8 protein-coding genes are annotated in these 12,005 nt (G+C 64.6%); 6 read left to right on the top strand and 2 right to left on the bottom strand.

What is annotated here, in order from left to right:
• The first annotated feature begins 291 nt into the window (after nt 1–291).
• From AC07M9_RS17725 to AC07M9_RS17700, 6 genes are all read left to right on the top strand, one after another.
• A complete protein-coding gene (locus AC07M9_RS17725; RefSeq protein WP_494885543.1) occupies nt 292–810 on the top strand; it encodes a hypothetical protein in 519 nt (172 codons plus the stop codon).
• A gap of 88 nt (nt 811–898) precedes the next feature.
• Nucleotides 899–1,393 (top strand): hypothetical protein, encoded by a 495-nt coding sequence (locus AC07M9_RS17720; protein ID WP_494885541.1) that lies wholly within the window; start codon nt 899–901, stop codon nt 1,391–1,393.
• A 51-nt stretch (nt 1,394–1,444) separates the two neighbouring features.
• Nucleotides 1,445–3,925, top strand: coding sequence for a TcfC E-set like domain-containing protein (locus AC07M9_RS17715; RefSeq protein WP_494885539.1), 2,481 nt, complete (start codon nt 1,445–1,447; stop codon nt 3,923–3,925).
• Nucleotides 3,922–4,650, top strand: a complete 729-nt coding sequence (locus AC07M9_RS17710) for a fimbrial biogenesis chaperone (protein ID WP_494885538.1) — start codon at nt 3,922–3,924, stop codon at nt 4,648–4,650. The genes AC07M9_RS17715 and AC07M9_RS17710 overlap by 4 nt, the downstream gene beginning before the upstream one ends.
• Before the next feature lie 257 nt (nt 4,651–4,907).
• Nucleotides 4,908–7,727 carry a TonB-dependent receptor gene (locus AC07M9_RS17705; RefSeq protein ID WP_494885536.1) on the top strand — a complete coding sequence of 940 codons (2,820 nt, stop codon included), beginning with the start codon at nt 4,908–4,910 and terminating at the stop codon, nt 7,725–7,727.
• 53 nt (nt 7,728–7,780) lie between these two features.
• Nucleotides 7,781–9,349: a sulfatase gene (locus AC07M9_RS17700; RefSeq protein ID WP_494885534.1), complete on the top strand. Its 1,569-nt coding sequence runs from the start codon at nt 7,781–7,783 to the stop codon at nt 9,347–9,349.
• Nucleotides 9,350–9,710: 361 nt separating this feature from the next.
• On the opposite strand, the gene AC07M9_RS17695 is transcribed toward AC07M9_RS17700, so the two are convergent.
• Both AC07M9_RS17695 and AC07M9_RS17690 read right to left on the bottom strand, forming a co-directional pair.
• Nucleotides 9,711–10,601 (bottom strand): alpha/beta hydrolase, encoded by an 891-nt coding sequence (locus AC07M9_RS17695; protein ID WP_494885532.1) that lies wholly within the window; start codon nt 10,599–10,601, stop codon nt 9,711–9,713.
• Nucleotides 10,602–10,634: 33 nt separating this feature from the next.
• Nucleotides 10,635–11,969, bottom strand: coding sequence for a metal-dependent hydrolase family protein (locus AC07M9_RS17690; RefSeq protein ID WP_494885530.1), 1,335 nt, complete (start codon nt 11,967–11,969; stop codon nt 10,635–10,637).
• Between the last annotated feature and the right edge of the window lie 36 nt (nt 11,970–12,005).

Raw genomic sequence — 12,005 nt, 5'->3', positions numbered from 1 at the left:
GCCCGAAAGCAGGCCGACTTTGGCAGAAAGCTTTTACACACAAGGACCTGCGACCAGCCCCTCCAAACATAGAGTTGCATCGGCTGTAAATAGAACCGCTATGGCCTTTATACTATTGGAATTGTACACAAATTTAATGAATCATTAGGGGGTAATTCGTATTTTTCGATTGCTGCAAAATCGCAATTATAAGACGATTGTCGATCGGGTGCGGCCTTGATGAGGTTGACACAAATGACTGTAATTTCGAAAAATCGCGTTGCCCGCTCGCGCTGTTTAATAGCGCTTGTCATGATGGGCTCCCTGCTTCCCGCAGTATCGGCGCACGCCGCTCAACAGGGAACGCTGGGGACGACATCCACCGGCAACATCACCATCACCGCCACCATTCCGGCGCTCGTGCAAATATCCAACCTGAGCGATCTCGCATTTACCAACCTGGATGGCAGGACCGACGCGCGGATGGCTGAAAACGTCTGCGTGTGGAGCAACTCCGCCACCAGAAGCTACACGATCCGGGCGAGCGGAAACGGCGGCGCCGGCACTGCCTTTACCCTGGCCAGCACCGGCGTGCCGGAAATCCCCTATTCGGTGGCCTGGACAGGGACGTCGGGCGCGACAACGGGCACGGCGTTGACCGCCACGACCACTTCTGCCGCGTTCACCAGCTCGGCCATCACGCCGCTCTGCGTCGCCGGTGCCACCCCCACCGCCACGCTGGCCGTGACCATTCCCGCCAGCAGCCAGGAGACGATGGTGGCCAATGCAAACTACACCGGGATACTGACCCTGCTGGTAACGCCGCAATAAGCGCGCCCGCCAAGGTCCCCAGCCTCACCGCCCGGCCGCCTCTCTTCCAGGCCGGGCGGTGAGGCTGGCAGCGGGGAAGGATAACAGGATGTCATCAAGGTTGGGGCGCGGACTGGGCTGCGTCCTTGCGATAGCCGGCCTGCTCCAGCCTTTATCCGAGGCGCGGGCTCAGACGTTCCAGATCAGCGGGCTCGTCGACGTATCTTTCGGGACGATCGCCGCGGTCACGACGAACCGCATGGTCGCGCAGACGGTGTGCGTCTACAACAGCCTGCAGGGATACACGATCAAGGCCACCGGATCGGGCAGCGGCGGAGCCTTCACGCTCGCCAACATCAGCAGCGCTGTCGCGCCCATGGCCTACACGGTGCAGTGGGCGTTCACCGGACAGCAGACTACCGGCACGCAACTGACAACGGGGGTAGGCTCACGATCGCCTAACGGGCTCAATGTCCTGTGCTCCATTGGCGGCCTGCTCAGCGCCAGTGCGAGCCTCATAGTCACCCTGCCCGCCGCCGACTTGGGCGCTGCACGGGCAGGAAACTACAACGGAACCCTGACGCTCATGGTGTCGCCGAACTGACAGGCGCACATGGGGCGGACAACTTTCCTTGCTATCGTCGGAGCCATCGCGATGGCGACAGTCGCGTCCGGCCCGGCAAAGGCGGACGACCCGCCGCGCACGGCGCCCAGGCTCGCCCTGGCCGTCACCGCCCCGCCCGGCTTCGAAGACCTGACCGGCCCGCAGCAGGTGGTGCTCGACGTCTACATGGGCGGCGTCGCGGTGGGCCAGGCCGTCGCCATCGTGCAGCCCGGTCATTTCCGTTTCGCCGATGCGCGCACGCTGGTGGACAGCCTGCCCGGCATCAGCGACCGCCCCAGGGTGCTGGCGCAACTGGCCGCCCCCGATCTCGACCCGCACGCCGAGGCCGTCTGCCCGCCCGACGCGTCGTCCTGCCCCCGGCCCAGGCCCGAGGTGGCGGCCATTGTTTTCGACGCCGCGCGCTATCGGGTCGAGATCATCGTCGATCCCCGCTTCCTGACCGTGAAGGCGGCGATGCGCATGCAGAACCTGCCACCTCCGCCCGATACCCCCGCGCTGGTCAATTTCCTGTCGGGCACGGTTTCCGGCGGAGGCCGGGAGCCGCTGCAGTATTACCTTCAGGATAACGCCATACTCGGCATCGGTACCGGCCGCCTGCGCGCCAACTTCCAGCAGGCGAGCTATTCAGGCTTTCACACCGACACTTTGGCCGCCGAGATCGATCGGCCCGGACTGCGTTATACCGCCGGTGCCTTCTGGATACCCGGCAACACCTTGCTCGATCGGGTCAAGATGGTGGGCCTCGGGGTGTCCACCCAGTTCAACACCCGGCTCGACCGCGATCAGTTGATGGGCAGCCCGCTGATCCTGTTTCTCGAACAGCGGGCGCGGGTCGATATCCTCGTCGACGGCCGCATCATGTCCTCGATGGTCTACGACGCGGGCAACCAGGCACTCGATACCTCCGCCCTGCCGGAGGGCTCCTATACCGTGACCCTGCGCACGACCTCGGCTTCGGGCGGAGTACGACAGGAACAGCGCTTCTTCTCGCGCAGCAGCACCCTGCCCATGGTAGGGCATGACGCGTTCCTGCTCTATGCCGGCGCGGTGGTGCGCAACAGCGAGGGAGTGATCGGCGATATCAGCCGCACGCCGCTGTTCCAGGCGGGCTGGGCGCGCCGGATGCATCCCAATCTCAGCGTCAACCTGGGCGTGATCGGCACGGACAGGCGGCAATGGGCCTCGGCCGGCGCCACCCTGCTGAACAGCGACTGGCAGCTCGATACCTCGGTGATGGTCTCCAATCGCGGAGGCCTTGGCCTTTTCGGCCATCTCACCCGCACGACGTCCGGGAGGCTTTCCATCGATCTCGACGCGCGCCGCGTTTCGAATCCCGGAGGCGGACCTCTGCTGGCGACCACGAAGCTGCTGCTGCCCACGCCGGGCGGACTGGAATATACCCTCTACTCCGGCGGTTATACCCAGTTCAGCGGGGCGGTCGGCTATCGTATCGGACAAGGGCGCCTGGCGCTGGCAGGCACGTACCGGCGGCAGGCGAACACCCGCGACTATTCACTGGGGCCCGCATTCTACCTGCCGCTGGTGCGCGGGCGCAGCGTCGCCCTCGACTTCAACGGCAGCTACACCGCGACCCGGGCGGGGCGCCAGGCCTACCTCGGGTTGAACCTGAGCATCACCCGCCCCCGCACCACCTACACCGCGACCGCCGCCAGCCGGTACAGCCCCGGGGACAGAGCACCGGGCGAAGCGGAAGGTGGTTTCCATGCCACGCGCCGGTTCGACGACCTGCTGGGCGCCCAGGTCCAGGCCGATGGCGGCGTGGCGCGCGCGAACGGCACCACTTACGCCGACGCGCAAATACAGGCGCGCAGCTCGGTCGGCAGCGGCAATCTCAACCTCGTACAACCTTTCGCGCGCGGCGGCCCCCAGTTCGGCGCATCGCTGCAGACCGCGATGGTGGTGGGGCAAGGCGGCGTGCGTTTCGACGAAGGCAGCAATGGCGACGCGGTAGTGGTGATCCATGTCGATGCCGACGATCCCGGCGCGATTTTCGAGGTCTTGGTGGACAACCGGATGATGGGCACGGCCGGGGCCGGCAGGGATCTGACGCTGACGCTGCCATCCTATCGCGCCTATGCCGTGCGCATTCGCGCCAAGGGCCAGGTCTTGAGCGAATACGACGGCAATGCCCGGCAGGTGAGCCTCTATCCTGGCAACGCGGTCCGACTAACCTGGCGCTCCCGGCAGGTGGCGGCCGTGTTCGGCCGGCTGGTGCGGGCCGATGGCGAGCCGATCCCACATGCCGAAATCGCGGCAGGCGGCGACCTGGCGCAAAGCGACGAAGCGGGCCGTTTCCTGATCCAGACCAGCCCGGGCGGCACGCTCGACGTGCGTACGCGCGACGGTCTCGTCTGCAAAGTGACGCTCACGACGATCAAGCCGGGCGAGGGCTATGCCACGATCGGCGACCAGCTCTGCCGATCCTCGGAGACAGCGCCCGGAGCGCCTGCGCAAATTCCCCTATTCCAGCAGCGGAAGGTCCATCCATGAACATGCCTGCTTTCCCCCCGTCGCCTTCATCCATCCTGCGGAGTGCCGTGGTCGCCATCGCCCTTGCCGGCGTACTGGGGCCTCCCGGCACCGTGCCGGCAAGGGCGGGTATCGGGCTCAGCAAGGTCATCGTCGATCTGACGCCCGACGCCCCGCCGCGCGACGACATCGAAGTGGTCAACGGCGGCGACGAACGTCAATATGTGGTGGTCGAACCCGCGATCATCCAGGCGCCCGGAACGCCGCAGGAAAAGCGCCTCGAGTCTCCCGATCCAACAGTGACGGGCCTGCTGGTCACGCCGCAGAAGCTCGTCCTGGAAGCAGGCGAACGCAAACTGATACGCGTGGCGCTGATCGTGCCGCGGGGAAATGACGAACGCGTCTACCGCGTCGCCATCAGACCCGTCGCAGGTTCGGTGGAATCAGACGGCACGGCGCTCAAGGTCTTCGTCGGCTATGACGTCCTGGTGATTGCCCGGCCGGTGGCACCGACCGGCAGGATCACCGCCACGCGCACCGAGCACGCGATCACGTTCCACAACGGTTCGAATACCAGCGTCGAAATGGCGGATGGCCGCCAATGCGACCAAGGGCGCCGGAACTGTCTGCAACTACCGACGATGCGGCTGTATGCCGGGGCCGCTTGGACGGTCCCGATCGAATATGCCACGCCGGTGGAATACCAGATCCAGCAGGGTAACGTGGCGAAGAAGGAGGTTTTCTGAACCTTCGCCGGTCATCGATCCCGGAAAGCGGGATGACTGCTGCCCGATCTCAGCGAAAATACCATGCGTTGCGGGCGCGGCAGCCGAAGCGCCAGCCCGAAGCCCCGGTCGGGCATCACGTAGCGATGCGCGATGGCGATGTGGGCAATCCTGCCTTTCCGGATAAATAGTATTTATTGATTCTCTATCTTTTCGATTGAGTTAGTCCCGTCGCCCTAACAGGCATCGCTCAGGGCGTGCCGACACACGGGGGCACCATGTCGAATTCAGCATTGAAGCGCGCTTTTCTCCAACGGTCGCTGGCCGCGCTGCCGTTGCTGGCTTTGTGCAACCCCTTGGCCGCGTTCGCTCAGGTGTCCGACCAGACCGTCACGCCATCCGATCCCGATGCCGGAGGAAATGACATCGTGGTCACGGGCATCCGTAACTCGCTACGCACGGCGATCTCGGAAAAACGCGATGCGGTGACCATCGTCGACGTCATCAACGCCGAGGACGTCGGCAAACTTCCCGACCAGAACCTTGCCGAAGTGCTCGAGAATATTCCCGGCGTGCAGATCGACCGCAGCCGCGGCGTGGGCAGCGGCGTGTCGATCCGAGGCTCCAGCCAGAACCTCGTCCTGATCAACGGTCGCTCGACCACACCGGCCGCCGATGCGCGCGGCGGCATCAGCTTCGACGACCTGCCCGCGGAACTGATCGCATCGGTGCGCGTCACCAAGGTCCCCACCGCCGATCAGATCGAAGGCTCGGTGGGCGGCTCGGTCGACCTGCGGACCTATCACGGGCTGGCGCTGAAAGAGCCGATCCGCACGATCCGCGCCGATATGGAATATGCCGAAACCGCGGACCGCTACAATCCGCATCTGGCGGCCGTGTTCGGCCAGAAGTTCGACACCGGCATCGGCGAGATCGGCGTCGTGCTGGCAGGCAACTACCTCAAGCAGACGGTGCGCGAGGACCAGTTGAACGTCCGCTACCTGGAGCGCACGACGGTGGACCTCACCGGCGACGGCATCGCCGATCCCTACTTGCGCCCCAACTATGCGCAGCAGTTCTATTCGGTCAACAACCGCACCAACAAGTCGCTGTCGGGCTCGATCGAGTGGCAGGCCTCGCCGGACCTGGGCTTCTTCGTCGATGGGACGTACGTGAACCAGAAGAACGTCGGCAGCCAGATCGGCGTCTTCATGCAGCAGCCCAACGACGTTTCGGAACTGCCCTTCCAGTCTCAGGCGAATATCGAGGAGCGAACCTCGAGCGGCTATACCTACCGGCAGATGATGTCGGGCCTTATCGGCGGGACTCAGTTTCGCTCGACGGGCGAGAGCCCGATCCGCAACACCGAATCCTACCTTGCGGCGCTGGGAGGCGAATGGAAAAGCGGCGATCTGACGCTCAGGTTCGAAGCAAGCCGCGCAGGCTCAGACACGCTCGATGCCAACTTCCAGCTGGTTGCCCAGTACAGCGATCCCAACGGTGCGAACTTCGGCAATGCGAACGGGCGCATCAGCCCGCCATTCGACTTCGATGCCTCGGGCAAGGACCTGTACTGGGCGGTCGACCGATCGCGCCCGTTGGCCGCCAATATCGGCAATGCCGCCTATTATCAGACGTTCATCGCCCGCGACAACTACACCTATTACCATAACGTCGAGAATGCCCAGCGCATCGATGCCGCCTGGGATATCGGCTGGGGGCCGCTGCGCTCGATCGAGGCAGGTGTGCGCTTCAACCAGACGGACTCGCGCCGCCGCAAGACCACGCAGGTTTCCGGCCAGTTCCCCGGCGTCGTGGCATCCACCCGCCCCGACCTGTTCCAAATCGCGCCAGACGATTTCTTCGACTTCACCGGCGATACCTACACCGGCGGGTGGGTGGTCGCGCGCGCGCTGACGCAGGACCCCGCGGCGGCACGTGCGGCCGTGGGGCTGGCGGCAGTTCCCCCGGAAGACCTCGGCGCCCGCTTCGCAGTCAAGGAACGTACTTACGCCGGCTACCTCAAGGCGAACATCGACACGTCAGTCGCCGGCATGGTCCTGCGCGGCGAGATCGGCGCGCGCGTGATCCATACCGACCAGACCGCCTCGGGCGTGGCGGTCAGCAACGGCCTGGTCAGCGACGTATCGGCAACGCAGAAGTACACCAAGGTCCTGCCGGGCATCGTTTTCGCGCTCGAACCCGTCAGCGCCGTCACCGTGCGCGCGTCCTATGCGAAGTCGCTTCGCCGCCCCGACTTCGGACAGCTTGCCCCCACGGTGGTCTTCCCGATCATCAACAACTATGTCAGCGCCGGAAACCCGACGCTCAAGCCGCAGACGGTCGACCAGTTCGACCTCGACGCGGAATGGTACTTCGACAGCAACAGCCTGCTGTCCGTTGGCCTGTTCTACAAGAAATTCCACGACCTGGTTTCGACCGTGGCGGTTGCCCCGCAGTTGCGTGATCTGGCGCTCGGCTACTTCGTGGAAAGCAACTGCGTCGGCGGCATCTGGAACCCGGTGGCGGTCGACCTGACCGGCGCAGTGGGCATCTGTACCGGCATCAACCAGCCGCAGAATCTGGGCAGCGCCACGCTCAAGGGCGTGGAAGTGAACTTCCAGCACAGCTTCACCTACCTGCCCGGCGCGCTGTCAGGCTTCGGCATCCTGGCGAACTACACCTATCAGGACGGCAAGCGCGACACGAAGATAGCAGCCCCCAGCCTGCACACGGTCGATGGAACCGCCGTCGAACTCTCGCTGCCGCTGCGCGATCTTTCGAAGAACAACTACAACATCACGCTGTTCTACGAAAAGGGAGGCTTCAGCGCCCGGGTACGCTACACGTATCGCGATGCCTTTTTGCGCACCGAAGCGACGGACGTCACGAACAATCTGCCGCTGTATCAGGAGCCACGCAGCCAGTTGAACGCTTCCATCTCCTACGACATCAACCCTCGGTTCGCCATCACGGTCTCCGGCGTCAATCTCACGAAGGAGGCCAGCCGCGAAAGGGCCATCTTCGCCGACGGCCCCTTGACGCAGGAGCGCAGCGCCGACCGCCGGTTCGTGTTCGGCGTGCGCGGCAAGCTGTGAGCACCGGGGGCGATCTTGGTCGCAAAAGACACGGAAATATGGAGAGGAATGGCATGAACCTGGCCAGAAGAACACGCCGCCTGGCCGCATCGCTGCTGGCTTTCACGATGCTTTCGGCGGCGCCGCAAGCATTCGCGAAGCCGGACCGGCCGGCAGGCACTCTCCCGGCCTCCACGCCGCAGGCGGCTGCGCGGCCCAACGTGCTGTTCATCCTTGTCGACGATCTCAAGCCCGCCATTCACGGATACGGCGACCCGACGGCGATCACGCCCAACATCGACCGCCTGATCGCCCGCGGCACGCGCATGGACCTTGCCTATGCCAACCAGGCCGTCTGCGCGCCCAGCCGCATCAATCTGATGAGCGGGGCACGCTCGACCACCTCGGGCATCTACGATTTCGGCATGAACCTGCGCGTTTTCATGCCCAATACCGTAACCCTCCCGCAGTACTTCATGAAAGTCGGCTACCGCGCGGAATCCATCGGCAAGGTCTTTCATATCGGCCATGGCACCGTGGGCGACCCGCAGAGCTTCTCGGTCCCACCGCACAAGGACCATGTGATCGAGTACGTTTCGCCCGCATCACTGGAAGTCGGGCGGACGCGCGAAGCCGCTCTGTTCAACGAGTTCGAACTGCCTGACGAGGACGTCTGGGAATATGCCGGCACGCTGCCCAGGGGCGTGGCCTGGGAAGACCCCGAGGTGCCGGATGATGCCTATGCCGATGGCCGGACCGCGCAATACGCCATCGGCCGCCTCGATGCGCTGAAGGACACGAAACAGCCGTTCTTCCTAGCGGTCGGTTTCGCGCGGCCGCATCTGCCGTTCTCGGTGCCGAGGAAGTACTGGAACCTCTATGATCCGGCCAAGCTGCCGATGCCGGACTTCGAGCGCCTGCCCGAAGGCGCTCCCGCCTTCGCAGGCAAGGTGGGTGGCGAGATCAACGCCTATGCGCCCGTCCCGGAAGGCACACCCGAGGCGCAGTACCCCGAGGAACTGAAGCGCAAGCTGATCCACGGCTATTATGCCGGTGTCAGCTACACCGACGCTCAGATCGGCAAAGTGCTCGATGAACTCGAACGCACCGGCCTTGCCGAGAATACCATCGTCGTGGTTTGGGGCGACCACGGATACCATCTGGGCGATCATGCGATCTGGACCAAGCACACCAATTTCGAGCAGGCGACGCACCAGCCGCTGATCTTTGCAGGACCGGGCGTGAGCAAGGGCGCCTCGAGCCGCCAGCCCACCGAGACCGTCGACATATACCCGACCTTGGCAGCGCTGGCAGGGTTGCCCGCGCCCCGCGGGCCGCAGGCGATGGACGGCATCAATCTTGCGCCGGTGCTGGCGAACCCCGAGATGCGTCTGCGTGGCTATGCCTATCACTTCTACAACCGCCCCCATCGTTGGGGCCAGGCCATCCGCACCGAGCAGTACCGCCTGGTCCGCTGGACACACGACCAGACGGGCGAGCGGGTCTACGAGCTCTATGACCTCGTCAATGATCCGGGCGAGACACGCAACGTCGCCGGCGAAAAGCCAGAGGTGCTGAAGAAGCTCGATGGCATTCTCGATCGCCAGCCCAAGCCGAAGCCGCTTCCCAAGCCCAAGGCCTGAAGCACCGTCAGGGCTTCCCCTGCGTCGCCGGAGGACGATCATGCATCTGCAACACGACAAGTATGCGCGGCAATCGGCACTGCTCGGCTTAACCGGCGCGGCGGCCTGAAATACGGCGCTGATCCTGAGCTGCGACACCGGCTCGCCGGCCCTTGTAGCGGGGACAGGCACGGCCGAAGCCGCCTTCGATGACAATGTCCACGCGGCGGCATGGATCGGCACGGCGGGCGTGCCCCGATATTAGGCGGCCAACGGACTCAACGCCGGCGCCAGCCGCAACTGGGTGGGCGTTGTGCGTGGCGCGCCTCGACGCATCGTGATGCCGAGCCGTGGCATTGCGACGCGATTATCGATCGGTCGATCACAGAACTGTCGCGGCGAAGCGGAATGTCGGTGTAATCGCCCGGTATGGCACGGTGATGTGCGTTTCGCCTTCGAACTTCTCGAATTGCATACGCAGACCAAAAGCCGACAGCGGTTCGAGGCGCCGCTTCAGCGATTCCGCATCCCATGTGATTGTGACCGCCGCATCGCGTTCACCGGTCACAAGCAGAAGCCGGCTGGGCCGGCTGGCGATCTTCCCTGCGGCAAGCCGTTCGGCAAAGGCGCGTTCCTCGCTCAGAATCGCGCCGTCGTTCCACCACTGCGAGGGGCTTGCAGCGATGATCGCGTTGAACGCGGTGGGCCGGGTGTATAGCATGTGGAGTGCAAACAGGCCGCCGAGCGAATGGCCGAACAACGACTGGCGATCGGCGGCAACCGTATAGCGCCTGGCGATCTCCGGCCGGAGTTGGTCGAGCAGGAACCGTGCGAAATGCTCGTTGCCGCCGGTTCTGGCAGGCCCGGACGCACCGGGTGGACGCGGCATCCTAGGCCAGGCCGATGTCAGGTCAAATTGTCGCCGCTCCATGTCGTAGGCCTGATCGGTCGGATAGCCGACGCCTACCACGATCATCGCGCCCCCTGCCTCCCTGGCGAATTCCTCGATGCGCCGTTCACCCGCAAACCCGGGGAAGAATGCGTTGGCATCCAGCACGTAAAGCACAGGGAACCCGCCCGCCGGTGCGGGCTGCGTCGGCGTCGAGACCAGGATGCGGTAGACTTGGCCATCGTCGATGGCGGTCATGTCGAATGCCTGCGTATCGGGCAGGGTATAGCCGGCTTGCGGCGGAACGGACTGGGCGGCGGCCGCCCCCCCTGCCAAAAGCGCGGCGCCGGCAACTGCGAACAGGGCCCTGGCACAGGTCATCATCGGATATTTCCTTCCATACCGGAAATGGACCATTCAGGCCGCCATAAGGTTCTTGTGGATCACGCCATCCTTGACGATCACCAGCAGGTTGCGTTCGTAGTCCTCGATGACACGCAGGTCGTCGAGCGGATTGCCACGCACCAGGAGCAGGTCCGCCCACGCGCCTTGCTTCACCACGCCCAGCGGCGCGGCGCGATATGGGTTGCGCTTGCCGCTTCGGGCGAAGAGTTCGCAATTGCCCGACGTCGCGATGCGCAGAACTTCGGCATTCGAGAAGACGGTCCCAAGCCGCGCCAGCATGGCATTCTCGGTTCGCGATGCCGGGGTGCGGGAAAACAGGTCGGTGCCGAAGGCGACCTTCACCCCGTGCTTCCTGGCCAGCCGCACGCTTGATTGCCAGCCGGCCCCGCCCAGCGATTCCTCCGCCTTTTCCATCTGCTGGGGCGTCAGCACGTTGTCGCCATTCTCGAATGGCTGGGTCGAGAGCCAGGCACCGTTCCGGGCCATCAGCGCGGCGGCGGCATCATCGATCAGATGGCCGTGCTCGATCGACAGCACCCCCGCCTCCAGGCAGCGCCGCACCCCGGCCGCGGTATAGACGTGGGCGCAGGCATACGTCCCCCAGTCGGTCGCCGCCTGCACGATCGCGCGCAGTTCCTCCGGGGTATATTGCAAGGTATCGATCGGGTCGAAGTCCGACGTAACTCCGCCGCCCGCCATGATCTTGATCTGCGTCGCCCCCCGCTTGAACTGCTGACGGGCGGCGGCCAGCACTTCGGGGACGCCGTTCGCCACGGCGGTCATTCCCGAACGGCGATAGTGGGACGGCGCACCGCCCAGCGTAGGGGGCAGTTCGTCGACCGGATCGAAATCTCCGTGCCCGGATGTCTGCGAAATGGCCGATCCACTCGGGTAGCAGCGGGGCCCGGGCATGATGCCGCGATCGATCACATCGCGAATGCCGAAGACCGAGCCCGCCGTATCGCGCACGGTGGTAAAGCCGCGCATCAACTGCCGCTCGGCGTCCTTGAACACCATGGCGATGGAAACCGCATCCTCGGCTCCCATCCATGAAACACCCTTCACCGCCGACATGTGCCAATGCGCGTCGGTGAGCCCGGGCATGAGGGTCTGACCGGCCGCGTCGATCACGGTGGCTTCCGCAGGGACCGGTATATCCCCGGCCGAAATCGCGTCGATGCGATTGCCGGTAATCCGCACGTTGCGGGGCTGACGCGCGCCGCCCGTCCCGTCGAACAAATAGGCGTTACGGATCAGAACGGTAGCGGGCGCCGCCACCGGCGGCGCAGCGCCAAGCAAAGGTATCGTCAAAAGTCCGCCAAGCGCGGTACGGCGGCTTACCTTCAACGTCATTCCAGTCTCCAAAACCATTCTGCTCGATGG

The sequence above is a fragment of the Novosphingobium sp. GW821-FHT09E05 genome (assembly GCF_059416165.1).
Note: the sequence above shows the minus strand (reverse complement) of the source record. Positions and strands in the feature narration are given on the sequence as shown.

Excerpts from the sequence above, each read along its gene's own strand:
- AC07M9_RS17725 (WP_494885543.1), top strand. The coding sequence starts at position 292 with ATGATGGGCTCCCTGCTTCCCGCAGTATCGGCGCACGCCGCTCAACAG.
- AC07M9_RS17720 (WP_494885541.1), top strand. The coding sequence starts at position 899 with ATGTCATCAAGGTTGGGGCGCGGACTGGGCTGCGTCCTTGCGATAGCC.
- AC07M9_RS17715 (WP_494885539.1), top strand. The coding sequence starts at position 1,445 with ATGGCGACAGTCGCGTCCGGCCCGGCAAAGGCGGACGACCCGCCGCGC.
- AC07M9_RS17710 (WP_494885538.1), top strand. The coding sequence starts at position 3,922 with ATGAACATGCCTGCTTTCCCCCCGTCGCCTTCATCCATCCTGCGGAGT.
- AC07M9_RS17705 (WP_494885536.1), top strand. The coding sequence starts at position 4,908 with ATGTCGAATTCAGCATTGAAGCGCGCTTTTCTCCAACGGTCGCTGGCC.
- AC07M9_RS17700 (WP_494885534.1), top strand. The coding sequence starts at position 7,781 with ATGAACCTGGCCAGAAGAACACGCCGCCTGGCCGCATCGCTGCTGGCT.
- AC07M9_RS17695 (WP_494885532.1), bottom strand. The coding sequence starts at position 10,601 with ATGATGACCTGTGCCAGGGCCCTGTTCGCAGTTGCCGGCGCCGCGCTT.